This is a genomic window from Actinomadura fulvescens (assembly GCF_039533225.1).
Taxonomy (GTDB): Bacteria; Actinomycetota; Actinomycetes; order Streptosporangiales; family Streptosporangiaceae; genus Spirillospora; species Spirillospora fulvescens.
Window position 1 is genome coordinate 203,131 of sequence record NZ_BAAATD010000002.1, and the last position, 14,435, is coordinate 217,565.

Consider the following 14,435-nt stretch of genomic DNA (forward strand, 5'->3'; position numbering starts at 1 on the left):
GCCTGCGCTGTGCCGGGCCTGCGCCCTGCTGGAACTCGCGGAGTGGCCGGGTCTGCGCTGTGCCGGATTTGCGCCGTGCTGGAAGCTGCGGTGCACCGGATCTGTGGCGTGGCCGGGCCTGCGGCGTGCCGGGACTGAGCCGTGCCGGAACCTGTGGCGTGCCGGGCCCGTGGCGTGGCCGGGTCTGCGCTGTGCAGAAGGCGCGGCGTGGCTGGGGTTGCGGGCTTGGTGCGTGCTGAGACTGGTCAGGTTGGGAGGATGATGTCCAGGTTGGTGCCGTTCAGTTCTACGGCGTAGCCGAGGCCGGCTACGGCCTTGAGGAGTTCTTCGGGTGTACGCGGGCTCGCGCCTGCCTTGATCAGGTCGTGGGCCACCTTGCCGCGGGTCGCCTTGGCCATGTGGCTGACGACCGTGCGCTTCGGCACGCCGCCGAGGATGCGCTCGCGGAACACGCGGACCGCCACCGCCGGTTGCGGAGCCTTCCACGCCGCCATGTACGGGCCGGAACGCATGTCCACCACCAGCCGTCCGCCGGGGCGCAGCGCCTCCTGGAGGGCGGGGCGCCAGATGGCCGCGAGGCGGCCCTCTGTGGGCAGCGTCACGCCCATGGCCAGCCGGTACGGGGGGATGCGGTCGGTGAGCCGTAGGGCACCCCACAGGCCCGAGAAGACGATGATCTGGTCGGCGGCCCGGTCGGCGTCCAGGTCGGGCAAGGCCAGGTTGTCGTAGAGCACGCCGGTGTAGAGCCGTGAGACGGGCAGGGTCGGCGCCTCGTACAGGCCTCGGTTGCGGTCGAGCGCTTCGGCGACCTGCCCCGCGGGCAGGCCCAGCACCTCTGACGCGTCCTTGCGCACGCACACCTCGGCCAGCGCGCAGAGCACGCGCTCGCGGGTGGGGTTGAGTTCGGGGAAGCTGAGCCGGGCCAGATCGAGCGGCGGACCGTCCCCGCCGGTCGCCTTCCGCTCCGACGGCGGCAGCAGGATCAGCACTCTTCCCCCCGGACAACATGACGATCAGGTGACCCCGTAAGGTTCCTGCGATGGACGATCTTGTGGCCGCGGCGTGGCCCGCTCCGTTCTCCCAGGATATGGGGGGTTGGCGGCTGCGACACGCCGACGGGGTGACCAAGCGCGCCAACTCCGTGCTGCCGTTGGGGGACCCGGGTCCGGTGGACGCGGCGATCGAGGGCGTCGAACGTTTCTACGCCGGGCTCGGCCTTCCCGCGGTCTTCTCGATGGCTGCTGGGGCGTGTCCGGCGGGCCTGGACGGGACGCTCGCGGAGCGTGGCTATGCCCGCCTCGATCCCACCCTGGTGATGGTCAGGGAGCTCGACGGGCCGGGCGCCGGTGCGGACGGGGTGACGATCGACACGGCGCCGTCGCGGGAATGGCTGGACCTGTGGTGGTCGGTCGACGGCCGGTATCCGGAGGGGCTGCCGATGGCGGAGAAGATCCTCACGGGGGTTCCGGCGGGGTACGCGATGCTCGACGGCGTGGCGGTGGGGCGCGGCGTGCCTCAAGGGGAATGGCTCGGTGTCTATGCGATGGCGGTGGCGCCGGAGGCGCGGCGGCGCGGCCTCGGCCGGCGCGTGCTCCACGCGTTGCTGAGCTGGGGGCGCGAGCAAGGATGCGAGCGCGCCTATTTGCTGGTCGTCGAGGAGAACGCGGCGGCCCGCGCGCTGTACGAGGCGGAGGGTTTCGAGATCGCCGGGGGTTATCACTATCGCGTTCGCGAGAAGTGACCATTCAATACGGAGAGTATTGAAGTGATAACTGTACGAAACTGCCGGTGACTTCTCCGGAAATGCCGACGGCGGCCACCGATACCGGTGACCGCCGTCGCGAGATTCTTTTATGTAGGGGCTTACCGCTCCTCCGTCGACGCGGAAGCGGGGGTTTCGATCAGCCTGTCGCTCTCGTCCTGAATGTCGGCCCCGTTCGCGCGGAGAGCCTCTGCGTACTTGCGCCCGTGGTGGGCACAGAACAGAAGGTCGCCGCCGCCTACAAGGACTGCACGGACGTAGGCCTGGGCGCCACAGCGGTCGCAACGGTCTGCGACGGACAGCGGCTTGGTTGGGGCAAGGGCTCCAGTCACGGCACCTTCCTCATGCTCGGGGTCGGTACTTAGGAGAACATCTAACCCGACGCTGACGTTCCCAACCTGCTTCCAAGTACGCCCAGAGCAGAATGGGGCAATAAGTGACCGACGTCACACGTTCTCGCAAGGGTTATATGAACGTCACGCGGCGTCCCAGCGGAACAGCCTGGTAGCGGCCATGGCGCCTACCAGCGCGATCCCCAGAAGGATTGCGATCTGTGGAAGGGCCGACGAGGGTCCGAGGCCCCGCATCATGACGTTCAACATCCCCTCGTTCAGATAGCGCAGCGGAAAAACGTACGACAGCACCCGCATCCAGCCGGGAGCGGCGTCGAGCGGGAAGAACGAGCCGCCGAGGAACGCCATCGGCAGCACGATCAGCTGCGTGACGCTCTGTGCCGTCTCCTGGGTCCTGGCCCAGGCGCCGATCACCATCCCGATCGACAGGAAGGCCAGCACGCCCGAGACCATCAGCGGGATCGACATCCACCACGAGTGCTCCAGCCGCAGCCCGAAGACCGGCAGGCCGGCCACCGCCAGGAACAACGCCAGCTGTACGAGCGCGATGCCGATGCTGACCACCACCCGCGCGCCGAAGACGGCCGAGATCGGCGCGGGCGACAGCCGGAGCCTCCGCAGGATGCCCTTGGTACGCCAGGTCACCAGCGTCTGGGACGCACCGAACACGGCCGCCGAGGCCAGCGCCCAGCCCAGCAGGCTCGGGGTGAAGAACTGGATCGCCTTCGTGGAGTCGTCCTCGACCTGCTGCGCCGCGAGCCGGTACGTCGGTGGCTTGCCCGTGGCCGCGAGGTTGGCCGCCTGCACGATCGAGTCCAGGTAGCCCCGGACGGTTCCTGACTTGACCGGGTCCGCGGCCGAGTAGTGCACGACGACGCCGTCCCCGCGCTGCTCGACGGCGGCGTCGGCGTCCCCCTTCTCGACCTTCTTCAGGGCGTCGGCCCGGTCGGTGCTCGCCTTGATCGACATGATCCTGCCCAGCTCGGCGCCGCCGTGCGCGCGGGCCTGGTCCAGCACGGCCACCCGGCCTATCTCGATCACCTTGGCCCTGGACGTGCTCTGGTCGCCGAACATCCCACCGAAGATCACCAGGAACATCAGCGGGAACAGGATCGTGAAGAACAGCGCGCCCCGGTCCCGCCGGAAACCGAGGAACATCGCGCGGGCCAGGCTCCTGAAGCTCGCGAACGTGCTCATGCGCGGTACTCCCTGCCGGTGAGCTCCAGGAAGACGTCCTCAAGGGTGCCGCCATCGATCCGCACGCCCGCCAGCGCGTCCTCGGCGGCCATCGCGGCCACGACCGCCGACGGGTCACGGGTCGAGATCGTCAGCGACACGCCGTCGTCTGTCACCTTGCCGGCGCCCGGCAGCGCTCGCGCGGCCTCCGAGGTCAGGACCCCGCTGGCGACGCTGATGCGGGCGGGCGCGTCCAGCGCGCGGACCAGGGCGGCAGGCGGGCCCGAACGCAGGATCCGGCCCCGATCCATGATCGCGACACGGTCGCAGAGCAGCTCCGCCTCGTCCAGGTGATGGGTGGTGAGCACGATCGTCCGGCCCCCGGTGTTGAGCTCGCGCAGCAGGTCCCACAGGTTGCGGCGCGCCTGCGGATCGAGCGCGGCGGTCGGCTCGTCCAGGAACACGAGCTCGGGGTCGTGCACGAGGGCGCAGGCGATGGACAGCCGCTGGGCCTGCCCGCCCGACAGCCTCTCGACCTGGACGTCGGCCTTCTCGCCGAGCCCGACCGACTCCAGCATCGCGTCGGCCTTCCGGCCCGGCACGCCGTAGAGCGAGCCGAACGTCCGCAGCTGCTCGCGCGCCGTCAGCCGTTCGAAGAACGACGACGCCTGGAGCTGGACCCCGATGCGGCGCAGCAGCCCGGAATCGCGCGGCCACGGCGGGAGCCCGAGGACCGTGACCGTGCCCTCGTCCGCCTGCCGGAGACCTTCGATGATCTCCAGCGTGGTCGTCTTGCCGGCGCCGTTCGGACCCAGGATCCCGAAGAACTCGCCCTGATGCACCTCGAACGACACGCCGTCCACTGCCCGCACGTCCCCGTACCGTTTGCGGAGACCGTCAACGCCGATGGTGTGTGCCATGATCGGGACGTTACGGAGCGCGAGGTCAGGGGACACCCGTCCACGGGTGGAGTTCGGCTTCTCCACCCCGGCCCTGAGTCGTGACAGCCAACCCCCGGGGATCATTCGATGATATGTTCGAACACCGGCTCGCCCGCACCCGGCGGCGAGCCTGCCGGAGGATCGTCGGTGCTCAGGGGTACCCTGCTGCCGACCCCCTTCCCGAGGAGCACACGCAGTTGACCGCCGCGACCGCTGAAAAGGCCACCGACGATCCGCACGGCTACTCCGCCCGGCACCTCTCGGTGCTGGAGGGGCTGGAGGCCGTCCGCAAGCGACCCGGCATGTACATCGGGTCGACCGACAGCCGGGGACTCGCGCACTGTCTCTGGGAGATCGTCGACAACTGTGTCGACGAGGCGCTGGCCGGTTACTGCACCCATATCGGCGTGACGATGCACCCGGACGGCTCGTTCGAGGTCGTCGACAACGGCCGCGGCATCCCCGTCGACATCGAGCCCAAGACCGGCCTCGCCGGCGTCGAGGTCGTCATGACCCGGCTGCACGCGGGCGGCAAGTTCGGCGGCGTGTCCTACACCGCGTCCGGCGGCCTGCACGGCGTCGGCGCGTCCGTCGTCAACGCGCTGTCGGCACGCGTCGACGTCGAGGTGGACCGTGACGGCGCCACCCACGCGATCAGCTTCAAGCGCGGCCTGCCGGGCGAGTTCGCCACCCCCGGGCCGGAGGGCCGGTTCAAGAAGAAGTCCGGCATGCGCAAGATCAGGAAGGTGGCCAAGAAGACCACCGGCACCCGCGTGCGCTTCTGGCCGGACCTGCAGATCTTCATCAAGGACGCCACGGTCGAGCAGTCCCTGGTCATGGACCGGATGCGGCAGACCGCGTTCCTCATCCCCGGGCTGACCATCGACGTCCGCGACGAACGCGGCGAGGAGGTCGTCGAGGAGACCTTCCGCTTCGACGGCGGCATCAGCGAGTTCTGCTCCTACCTGGCCAAGGACGCCGAGATCATCAGCGTTCTCCGGCTGCAGGGCCGCGGCCACTTCACCGAGACCGTGCCCGTCCTCGACGACCAGGGTCACCTGACCCCCACGGATGTGGAACGTGACCTCGAGGTCGACGTGGCGCTCCGCTGGGGCACCGGCTACGACACCGTCACCAAGTCGTTCGTCAACGTGATCGCCACCCCCAAGGGCGGCACCCACGTGCAGGGCTTCGACCGGGCGCTGGTCAGGGTGCTCAACGAGCAGCTGCGCGCCACCAAGCTGCTCAAGACCAGCGACGAGAACGTCATCAAGGAGGACATCCTCGAAGGCCTCACCGCCGTCGTCACCGTCCGCCTGCCCGAGCCGCAGTTCGAGGGTCAGACCAAGGAGATCCTCGGCACCTCGGCGGCCACCCGCATCGTCCAGCAGGTGGTGGCCCGCGAGCTCAAGAAGATCTTCGACAACCCGCCGCGCGGCCAGAAGCAGCCGCTGCGCGCCGTACTGGAGAAGATCGCCGGCGCCGCCAAGACCCGTATCGCGGCCCGCACCCAGCGCGACAACCAGCGCCGCAAGAACGCCCTGGAAAACTCCGCCCTCCCGGCCAAGCTGGTCGACTGCCGCACCGCCGACGACCGCAGCGAGCTGTTCATCGTCGAGGGCGACTCGGCCCTCGGCACCGCCAAGCTGGCCCGCAACTCCGAGTTCCAGGCGCTGCTGCCGATCCGCGGCAAGATCCTCAACGTGCAGAAGGCGTCCGTCGCCGACATGCTCAAGAACGCCGAGTGCGCCGCCATCATCCAGGTCATCGGCGCGGGCTCGGGCCGCAGCTTCGACATCGACGCCGCGCGCTACGGCCGCATCATCCTCATGGCCGACGCCGACGTCGACGGCAGCCACATCCGGTGCCTGCTGCTGACGCTGCTCTACCGCTACATGCACCCGATGCTGGAGGCGGGCCGGGTCTTCGCCGCCGTGCCGCCGCTGCACCGCATCGAGCTGGTCAAGCCCAAGAAGGGCCAGGACAAGTACGTCTACTGCTACACCGACGGCGAGCTCCGCAAGAAGCTCGTGGAGTTCGAACGCAAGGGCCAGCGTTGGAAGGAGCCGGTCCAGCGCTACAAGGGCCTCGGTGAGATGGACGCCGACCAGCTGGCCGAGACCACGATGGACCCGCAGCACCGCATCCTGCGCCGCATCCGCATCGAGGACGCCGAAGAGGCGGCCAAGATCTTCGATCTGCTGATGGGCAGCGAGGTGGCGCCGCGCCGCGAGTTCATCACCGCGGGCGCCGCCGAGCTCGACATCGAACGCATCGACACCTGACGCACCGGCGCGCCTGACCGCGCACCGGCGCGCCTGACCGCGCACCGGCATGCCTGACCGCGCACCGGCATGCCTGACCGCGCACCGGCATGCCTGACCACCCACCGGCATGCCTGACCACCCACCGGCATGCCTGACCACCCACCGGCATGCCTGATCGCGTACCGGCGCGGGGTGGTGGCAAATCTTACGAGGTTCGTACGGCGGGCCGCGATTCTCCCTGAAGCGGCCCGCGGCGGCCTAGCGTCGGCGGCATGAAGGTGCTGCTCACCGGCTCCGCCGGGTTCATCGGCTCGCACATCGCCGACGCGCTGACCGCCGCCGGGCACACCGTCCGCGGCCTCGACCTGCGACCCGCCGACGGGTCCGGCGACGGGTCGGCCGCCGCCGATGTGCGGGACGCCGGTTCGGTCGCGCGGGCGCTCCGAGGTGTCGACGCGGTCTGCCACCAGGCCGCGATGGTCGGCCTCGGCGTGGATGTCTTCGATCTGCCCGCGTACGTCTCCGTCAACGCGCACGGCACCGCCGTTCTGCTGGCCGAGATGGCGCGGGCAGGTGTGGGCGCACTGGTGCTCGCCTCGTCGATGGTGGTGTACGGGGAAGGCGCGTACACCTGCGAGCGCCACGGCTCCGTACGGCCCGGCCCGCGCGCGGAGGCGACGTTGAGGGCGGGACGCTTCGAGCCCGGCTGTCCGCGGTGCGACCGGCCGCTCACCTCCGGGACGGTCGGCGAGGACATCGCCGTCGACCCGCGCAACGTCTACGCCGACACCAAGGTCGCTCAGGAACATCTGGCGGCGTCGTGGGCCCGGATGACGGGCGGCACCGTGGCAGCGCTGCGCTACCACAACGTGTACGGGCCGCGGATGCCGCTCGACACGCCCTACGCCGGGGTCGCCGCGCTCTTCCGGTCCCGGCTCCGGCGCGGTGAGGCGCCGCTCGTGTACGAAGACGGACGGCAGCGCCGCGACTTCGTTCACGTACGTGACGTCGCCCATGCCAACGTGCTGGCGCTCGAACACGTCCGCGCGGAACCAGCCGAACGGTTCCGCGCCTACAACATCGCAAGCGGCACTCCGCGCACGATCGCCGACCTGGCCGAGGCGTTGGCCGACACCCACGGAGGTCCCGAGCCTCGGGTGACCGGTGGCTACCGGCTCGGGGACGTGCGGCACATCGTGGCATCGTCCGACCGGGCGCGGCGGGAGCTGGGTTTCACGGCCGGGATCTCGTTCGCCGAAGGCATGGCCGAGTTCGCGGCGGCGGGGGTACCGGCATGATCGACGTCATCCTGCCGTGCCTCAACGAGGCGGAGGCGCTTCCCTGGGTGCTGTCGAGGATGCCCGCCGGTTACCGGCCGATCGTCGTCGACAACGCCTCCACCGACGGCTCGGCCCGTGTCGCCAGGGAGCATGGAGCAGAGGTCGTGGCCGCGCCGGCACGGGGTTTCGGCGCGGCCTGCCACACCGGAATGCTCGCGGCCTCGGCGGAGGTCGTGTGCGTCATGGACGCCGACGCCTCACTCGATCCGGGCGAGCTCCCCGGGTTGGTGGCCGAGCTGGGCACCGATCCGCGTCCGGGACTCGTGCTGGGGCGGCGGCGTCCAGCCGGACGCGGGGCGTGGCCGCCGCACGCCCGGTTCGGCAACGCGGTGCTGGCGCGTTCGCTCAACCGGCGCGCGGGCACGCGGCTGCACGATCTCGGGCCCATGCGCGCCGCCCGCCGCGCCGACCTGCTGGCACTCGACCTGCGCGACCGGCGCTTCGGCTACCCGCTGGAGATGGTCCTGCGGGCGGCGGAGGCGGGCTGGCGGGTCGTCGAGCTGGACGTGCCCTACCTGCCGCGCACGGGCCGGTCCAAGGTCACCGGTACGGTCGGCGGCACCGTACGGGCCGTCCGTGACATGCGCCGGGTGCTCGCTGAGGTCGCGTCATGAACGCCACGCACGCACTGAACGCCACGTACATCGTCATCGCCAAGGAGCCGGTGCCGGGCCGGGTGAAGACCCGCCTCACGCCCCCATACACGCCGGAGGAGGCGGCCGGACTAGCGGAGGCCGCGCTCACCGACACGCTCGCGACGGTCGCCTCCATTCCTGACGCCGACCGGGTGCTCGCGCTGGCGGGAACCCCAGGGCCATGGCTCGCGCCCGGCTTCCGCGTGCTTCCTCAGCGCGGCGGTGGACTGGACGAACGGCTCGCCGCCGCCTTCGACGACGCCTTCGCCGGACGTCCCCTCGTCCTGATCGGCATGGACACCCCGCAGGTCACCGCCGCCCTGCTGCGCCAGGCCGCGGACGCGCTGCGCACGCATGACGCGGTGTTCGGCCCGGCGGCCGACGGCGGGTTCTGGCTGCTCGGCCTCACCCGGCCCGACGCCGCCCTGCTGCGCGGCGTTCCGATGTCGCGTCCCGGCACCGGTCAGGCCCAGCTCGACCGGCTGCGCGGGGCGGGCCTGTCGGTGGCGTCGCTGCCGGTGCTGACCGACGTCGACACGGCCGCCGACGCCGAGAGAGTGGCCGCCGCCGCGCCCGGCGGCCTGTTCGCGGCCACGCTGCGGGAACGGCGGGCCGTACGGACATGATCGGGGAGCTGTACGAACGGGCCCTGGAGGGAGCGCACCGCGTCGACATCGAGGACGCGGCGGGCGGGCGGCGTCCGCTGCCGGTCGGCGACTGGCTGGAGGCGCGGCCCGGCGACGCGGCCCTGCTCGACCGGTGCGCCGGGCCGACGCTGGACGTCGGTTCGGGGCCGGGGCGGCTGACGGTCGCGCTGACCGAACGCGGCCTGCTCGCGCTCGGCATCGACATCGCCCCGTACGCGGTCGCGCTGACCGTGGCGGCGGGCGGGCCGGCACTGCGCCGGGACGTGTTCGACCGCGTGCCGGGGGCCGGGCTATGGCAGACGATCCTGCTGGCCGACGGCAACATCGGCATCGGCGGTGACCCGGTGGCCCTCCTGCGCCGGGCCGGGGAACTGCTCGGCGCCGGCGGACGGATCCTCGCCGAGGTCACCGCCCCCGGCAGCCGTTCGCGTGTCGAGCGGGTCCGGCTCCGCACGACGCAGGCGGTCGGGGAGTGGTTCCCGTGGGCCCGGGTATCGGCCGACGACGTCGGCGTGTTCGCCGCGAGCGCGGGGGCCTCGGTGTCCGAACGCTGGGAGGAGGCCGGACGATGGTTCGCCAGCCTGCGGTTCTAGGACGCTTCAGCAGCCGACTGCACGACGAGCGCACGGCCTCGTGGCTCGGCATCTGGCTGGGCGTCGCGTTCGGCGTCGCGTTCGTCACCGGGCTGATCAGCCACTTCATGCAGCAGCCGCCCGACTGGCTGCGCTGGCCGTCGCGGCCGGTGAACCTCTACCGGGTCACCCAGGGACTGCACGTCATCGGCGGCCTGGCCACGATCCCGCTGCTGCTGGCCAAGCTGTGGACGGTCTATCCCAAGCTGTTCCAGTGGCCGCCGCTGAGGTCGGCCGGGCACGCGGTCGAACGGGGGCTCGTCTTCCTGCTCGTCGCCGCCGCGCTCTTCCAGCTGCTCACCGGGCTGCTGAACATCGCCTACTGGTACGCGTTCCCCTTCTTCTTCACGGTCGCGCACTACTGGACGGCCTACATCCTGATCGGCGCGCTGATCATCCACGGGGTGAACGAATGGGCCAAGGTGCGGCGCACGGTCATGAAGCGGCCCGAGGACGGCGTGGACCGGCGGGGTTTCCTGTTCACCGTGGCGGCGGCGTCCGGGGCGGTCGTGCTGACCACGGCCGGGGAGACGTTCTCGCCGCTGGCCCGGCTCGCGGTCCTGGCCCCGCGCCGTCCGGGCGTCGGGCCGGCGGGAGTGCCGGTCAACACCAGCGGGCTGGCGGCCGGGGTCACGACCACCGCCCGTGACCCCGGCTGGCGGCTGACCGTCACGGGCCGGGTCGAACGCGAACTGTCGTTCTCGCTGGCCGAGCTGCGTGCTCTGCCGCAGCACACCGAGCGGCTGCCGATCACGTGCGTCGAGGGCTGGAGCGCCGGCGCCACCTGGACCGGCGTGCGCCTGCGCGACCTGCTGCGGATGGCGGGCGTGGCCGACGACGCGCGGGTACGCGTGGAGTCGCTGCAACGCGGCGGGAAGTACCGGGCTTCGTGGGTCGACCCGCCGCACTGGCGCGACCCGCTCACCCTGCTCGCCGTGGACCTGAACGGCGCGCCCCTCGACCTCGACCACGGCCGTCCGTGCCGGCTGATCGCGCCCAACCGGCCGGGCGTGCTCCAGACCAAATGGCTGCGCGCGGTGGTGGTCGCATGAGAAGCCGGGTGATCCTCTACGCCCTCGGCGGGACGTTCATCGTGATCGGGCTCCGCGGCGTCCTGACCGAGTCGGAGCCCCGTTCCTGGGCGATCTGGTTCGCGGGCGTGGTGCTCGTCCACGATGCCGTGCTCGTTCCGGCCGTCCTGCTGATCGGCGCGCTGACGGCTCGGTTGCCCGGCGCCTATCGCCGCGCGGTCCGGATCGCGCTGATCGTTGGCGGTGCTCTCGTGCTGGTGGCGCTGCCGATGTCGCTCAGTACCGGCCGCCGGTTCGACAACCCCTCGCTCCTGCCGCTGTCGTACGGGCGCAACCTCGCCGTGGTGCTGGCTCTCGTCCTGGCAGTCCTGGCCGCCTGGCTCATCCGGAAACGGACGCAGAAATGACCACGCAAGAATCTCCCACCGACACCGCGACCGACACCGCCAGCGACGCCGCTGCGCGTGAAGCTCAGTCGGGCTCGCGGGCGTCACGGGGGCGTGCCGGTCTGGTGGCCGTGGTGGTGTGGGCGGTGCTCGTCGCCGCGGCGTTCGCGGTCGGCCACCTCCTGCGCCGCGCCAGGCTCTCCAGCGAGGACCTGCTTCCACCGCTGCACGCGCAGCTGCGGGCCGATCCGTACACCTGGCGGATGATCCCGGCCGTGTGCGTCGCGGTCGCCTGTGTCGCCGTGCTGCCGGTGCTCGTGCGGCGGCTGGCGTGGCGGCCGCTGCTCCTGGCGTCGTGGGCGGCGACGCTGGCGTGGACGCTCGCGCTGGCCTGGAGCGACGGGATCGACCACCTCGCGCGGCCGCTCGACAACCCGGGCGAGTACCCGGCCGGGGTCGGCGCCGTCCGGGATGATCCGCTCGGCTGGCTGCGCACGTTCACCGACCGGTTGCATGACTATCCGACCCATGTGCGCGGCCACCCGCCGCTGCCCACGCTCGTCGTCTGGGCGCTCGACGCGGTCGGACCGGGCGGGACGACCTGGCCCGCGATCGTGATCGTGCTGGTGGGCACGTCCGCCGTCGTCGCCGTCGCGCTGACCGTGCGCCGGCTGGCCGGGGAGGAGGTGGCCCGCCGGACGCTGCCGTTCCTGGTGATGGCTCCGCTGGTGCTCTGGATCGCGACCGCGATGGACGCGTTCTTCCTCGGCGTGGGCGCCTGGGGGACGGCCCTCGTCGCGGTCGCCGCGGGCCGCGATCACATCGTCGCGGCCGTCGGCGGGGGGCTGCTGCTCGGCTCGCTGCCCTATCTGAGTTACGGCCTGCTGCCCCTGTTCGCGGTCCCGGCGGCCGTGCTCATCGCCTGCCGCCCGTCCGCCCGGGTCGTGGTGGCGCTGCTGTGCGGCTGCGCGGCCGTGCCGGTGGCGTTCACGCTGCTCGGATTCTGGTGGCCGGACGGCGTGGCGGCGACGTACGACACGTACCGGGTCAGCAGCGGGTCGGCGAAGCGCTCGTACTGGTACTTCCTGGTCGCCGACTTCGCCGTGCTGGCGATCCTCGTCGGCCCGGCCGTCGCGCACGCCCTGCCGTCGTCCCTGGCGTCCGTGGTGCGCGCGGCGCGGGCCCGGACGGCGCCGCCTGCTCCCGGACTGCTCGCCGGGGCGGCGTTGCTCGGCACCCTCGCACTGGCGCTGTCGGGGGTGACCAGGGGCGAGGTCGAACGCATCTGGGTGCCGTACGCCGCCTGGATCGTGGTCGCCGCCGCCCGTCACACGCCGCCGTCCCGGGGATGGCTGGCCGCCCAGGCGGTGACGGCGCTCGCCGTTCAGGCCCTCGTCCTGTCGGAGTGGTGACGCGGGCGCCGGGACGCTCGCTCGGCGTTGCCGGTCATTGACGATAAGTGATCGACAGCTGGGTAGGTGGTGATCCAGGGCCGAGGCGAGGGGAGCGCGCATGTCGGAGACGGCGGTCGCGGCGCGGGAGTCCGAGGGCGGGCTCAAACGGGTCATCGGACGCAGGGTGCTCATGCTGTTCGTGGTCGGGGACATTCTCGGCGCGGGCATCTACGCGCTGGCCGGTCAGGTCGCGGGCAAGGTCGGCGGGGCGGTGTGGCTGCCGTTCCTGGTGGCCTTCGTGCTGGCCGCGCTGACCGCGACCGCGTACGCGGAGCTGGTCGGCAAGTATCCCCAGGCCGCCGGGGCCGCGCTCTACGTCAACAAGGCGTTCGGCGTCCCGTTCGTGACGTTCATCGTGGCGTTCGCCGTGATGATGAGCGGGATCACCTCGGCGAGCGCGGCGGCGCGGGCGTTCGGCGGGAAATACCTGGCCGAGTTCGTCTCGCTGCCGACGCTGGTGGGCGCGCTGGTCTTCCTCGGGCTCGTGACGCTGGTCAACTTCGCCGGGATCTCCGAATCGATCAAGGTCAATGTGGTGCTGACGCTGATCGAGGCGTTCGGGCTGGTCGTCATCATGGTGATCGGGGTGTTCGCGCTGATCAGCGGGGACGGCGAGCCGAGCCGGGCGCTGGAGTTCGACCCGGCGAACGGGGCGTTCCTCGGCGTGCTCGGCGGCACCGCGCTGGCGTTCTACGCGATGCTCGGCTTCGAGGACTCGGTCAACCTGGCCGAGGAGGCCAAGGATCCGGCCAGGGACTTCCCACGGGCGCTGTTCGGAGGGCTCGCCGTCACCGTGGTCATCTACCTGGCGGTCGCGTTCACGACGACGATGCTCGTGGACACCGCGACGCTGCGGACCTCGACGGGCCCGCTGCTGGAGGTCGTGAAGGTCGCGGGGCTGAGCTTCCCGCCGAAGCTGTTCGCGCTGATCGCCCTGCTGGCGGTCGGCAACACCGCGCTGATCAACATGATCATGGCGTCGCGGCTGGTGTACGGGATGGCGCGGGAACGGATCGTGCCGCCGGTGTTCGCCGTGACGCATCCGACGCGGGCGACGCCGTGGGCCGCCATCGTGTTCACCGTGGCGCTGGCCGTGGTCCTGGTGAGCACCGGCGACATCGGCGGGCTGGCCGACACGACGGTGTTGCTGCTGCTGTCCGTCTTCGCGCTGGTGAACCTGTGCGTGCTGGTGCTGCGCCGGGACACGGTCGAGCACGACCATTTCCGCGCGCCCACCTGGATGCCCGCGCTGGGCGCGGTGAGCTGCCTGTTCCTGGCGCTGCCCATCACGGGGCGGGAGGGCGTGGTCTACCTGCGGGCCGCGATCCTGCTCGGGATCGGCGTGCTGCTGTGGCTGGTCAACCGGCTCCTCGTCGGCAGGATCGACGAGCTCGACATCAGCCGGGTCGACTCCGAGTAGCCCCACCCGCCGGGGTGAACCTAGGACCACCCCAAGTCGGACATACGGGCTACCGACGCCACCCCCGCCTCCGCGGGACCGTAGTGATCAACGGTTCCGGGGAGGGGTGGCGATGGATCTGGAGGACGTGGGCGCGGCGGTCCAGGCGTGGCTGTCTTTGCCGCCCGTCGCGGTCGTCCTCACCGGCTGGCGGCTGTGCGGGTACGCGATGTCGGCCGGTGAGGGGCTCGCCGGTCTGCAGCGGCACGATCTCTGGGCCGTCGTCGTGGCGTTGGCGTGGTTCGCTCCGTGGTCGTGGTTCGCTCCATGGTCTCGGGCGGTCCGGGAGGCGGCGGTGGGACGCTTGTACTGGACCACGCATCCAGTAGCGCTGGTGACTTCCGTGTCAGGA

Annotated in this window: 14 protein-coding genes; 10 read left to right on the forward strand and 4 right to left on the reverse strand. The window is 71.4% G+C overall.

Features of this window, described 5'->3' with window-relative positions:
- Window positions 1-245: 245 nt before the first annotated feature.
- Window positions 246-989, reverse strand: coding sequence for a YaaA family protein (locus ABD333_RS07965; protein WP_344539211.1), 744 nt, complete (start codon window positions 987-989; stop codon window positions 246-248).
- Between the two features lie 50 nt (window positions 990-1,039).
- On the opposite strand from ABD333_RS07965, the gene ABD333_RS07970 reads away from it, so the two are divergent.
- Window positions 1,040-1,741, forward strand: a complete 702-nt coding sequence (locus ABD333_RS07970) for a GNAT family N-acetyltransferase (RefSeq protein WP_344539213.1) — start codon at window positions 1,040-1,042, stop codon at window positions 1,739-1,741.
- A 122-nt stretch (window positions 1,742-1,863) separates the two neighbouring features.
- Here ABD333_RS07970 and ABD333_RS07975 read toward each other — a convergent pair whose 3' ends face one another.
- From ABD333_RS07975 to ABD333_RS07985, 3 genes are all read right to left on the reverse strand, one after another.
- Window positions 1,864-2,094, reverse strand: coding sequence for a DUF7455 domain-containing protein (locus tag ABD333_RS07975; protein WP_344539215.1), 231 nt, complete (start codon window positions 2,092-2,094; stop codon window positions 1,864-1,866).
- Between the two features lie 144 nt (window positions 2,095-2,238).
- Window positions 2,239-3,312, reverse strand: a complete 1,074-nt coding sequence (locus ABD333_RS07980; protein ID WP_344539217.1) for an ABC transporter permease — start codon at window positions 3,310-3,312, stop codon at window positions 2,239-2,241.
- Window positions 3,309-4,211 (reverse strand): ABC transporter ATP-binding protein, encoded by a 903-nt coding sequence (locus ABD333_RS07985; RefSeq protein WP_344539218.1) that lies wholly within the window; start codon window positions 4,209-4,211, stop codon window positions 3,309-3,311. The genes ABD333_RS07980 and ABD333_RS07985 overlap by 4 nt, the downstream gene beginning before the upstream one ends.
- 218 nt (window positions 4,212-4,429) lie before the next feature.
- Between ABD333_RS07985 and ABD333_RS07990 the strand changes: the two genes are divergently transcribed.
- From ABD333_RS07990 to ABD333_RS08030, 9 genes are all read left to right on the forward strand, one after another.
- A complete protein-coding gene (locus ABD333_RS07990) occupies window positions 4,430-6,517 on the forward strand; it encodes a DNA gyrase/topoisomerase IV subunit B (protein ID WP_344540446.1) in 2,088 nt (695 codons plus the stop codon).
- A 254-nt stretch (window positions 6,518-6,771) separates the two neighbouring features.
- Entirely contained in the window at window positions 6,772-7,797 is a 1,026-nt protein-coding gene (locus ABD333_RS07995; protein ID WP_344539220.1) for an NAD-dependent epimerase/dehydratase family protein, read from the forward strand.
- Complete coding sequence (locus tag ABD333_RS08000) at window positions 7,794-8,453, forward strand: glycosyltransferase family 2 protein (protein ID WP_344539222.1); 660 nt, start codon at window positions 7,794-7,796, stop codon at window positions 8,451-8,453. The genes ABD333_RS07995 and ABD333_RS08000 overlap by 4 nt, the downstream gene beginning before the upstream one ends.
- The gene (locus tag ABD333_RS08005; protein WP_344539224.1) at window positions 8,450-9,100 is read left to right on the forward strand and encodes a TIGR04282 family arsenosugar biosynthesis glycosyltransferase; all 651 of its coding nucleotides are present in this window, start codon (window positions 8,450-8,452) and stop codon (window positions 9,098-9,100) included. Before ABD333_RS08000 ends, ABD333_RS08005 begins: the two co-directional genes overlap by 4 nt.
- Complete coding sequence (locus ABD333_RS08010) at window positions 9,097-9,714, forward strand: class I SAM-dependent methyltransferase (protein ID WP_344539226.1); 618 nt, start codon at window positions 9,097-9,099, stop codon at window positions 9,712-9,714. The genes ABD333_RS08005 and ABD333_RS08010 overlap by 4 nt, the downstream gene beginning before the upstream one ends.
- Entirely contained in the window at window positions 9,690-10,805 is a 1,116-nt protein-coding gene (locus ABD333_RS08015) for a molybdopterin-dependent oxidoreductase (RefSeq protein ID WP_344539228.1), read from the forward strand. The genes ABD333_RS08010 and ABD333_RS08015 overlap by 25 nt, the downstream gene beginning before the upstream one ends.
- Window positions 10,802-11,191: a hypothetical protein gene (locus ABD333_RS08020; protein ID WP_344539230.1), complete on the forward strand. Its 390-nt coding sequence runs from the start codon at window positions 10,802-10,804 to the stop codon at window positions 11,189-11,191. Before ABD333_RS08015 ends, ABD333_RS08020 begins: the two co-directional genes overlap by 4 nt.
- Entirely contained in the window at window positions 11,188-12,582 is a 1,395-nt protein-coding gene (locus ABD333_RS08025; RefSeq protein WP_344539232.1) for a hypothetical protein, read from the forward strand. Before ABD333_RS08020 ends, ABD333_RS08025 begins: the two co-directional genes overlap by 4 nt.
- A 100-nt stretch (window positions 12,583-12,682) precedes the next feature.
- A complete protein-coding gene (locus ABD333_RS08030) occupies window positions 12,683-14,044 on the forward strand; it encodes an APC family permease (RefSeq protein ID WP_344539234.1) in 1,362 nt (453 codons plus the stop codon).
- Window positions 14,045-14,435: the final 391 nt, after the last annotated feature.

Bases quoted from the DNA above. Each gene is read 5' to 3' on its own strand.
- ABD333_RS07980 (WP_344539217.1), bottom strand. From the start codon at position 3,312: ATGAGCACGTTCGCGAGCTTCAGGAGCCTGGCCCGCGCGATGTTCCTC.
- ABD333_RS08005 (WP_344539224.1), top strand. From the start codon at position 8,450: ATGAACGCCACGCACGCACTGAACGCCACGTACATCGTCATCGCCAAG.
- ABD333_RS07970 (WP_344539213.1), top strand. From the start codon at position 1,040: ATGGACGATCTTGTGGCCGCGGCGTGGCCCGCTCCGTTCTCCCAGGAT.
- ABD333_RS07995 (WP_344539220.1), top strand. From the start codon at position 6,772: ATGAAGGTGCTGCTCACCGGCTCCGCCGGGTTCATCGGCTCGCACATC.
- ABD333_RS08000 (WP_344539222.1), top strand. From the start codon at position 7,794: ATGATCGACGTCATCCTGCCGTGCCTCAACGAGGCGGAGGCGCTTCCC.
- ABD333_RS08010 (WP_344539226.1), top strand. From the start codon at position 9,097: ATGATCGGGGAGCTGTACGAACGGGCCCTGGAGGGAGCGCACCGCGTC.
- ABD333_RS08030 (WP_344539234.1), top strand. From the start codon at position 12,683: ATGTCGGAGACGGCGGTCGCGGCGCGGGAGTCCGAGGGCGGGCTCAAA.
- ABD333_RS07985 (WP_344539218.1), bottom strand. From the start codon at position 4,211: ATGGCACACACCATCGGCGTTGACGGTCTCCGCAAACGGTACGGGGAC.
- ABD333_RS08025 (WP_344539232.1), top strand. From the start codon at position 11,188: ATGACCACGCAAGAATCTCCCACCGACACCGCGACCGACACCGCCAGC.
- ABD333_RS08015 (WP_344539228.1), top strand. From the start codon at position 9,690: ATGGTTCGCCAGCCTGCGGTTCTAGGACGCTTCAGCAGCCGACTGCAC.
- ABD333_RS08020 (WP_344539230.1), top strand. From the start codon at position 10,802: ATGAGAAGCCGGGTGATCCTCTACGCCCTCGGCGGGACGTTCATCGTG.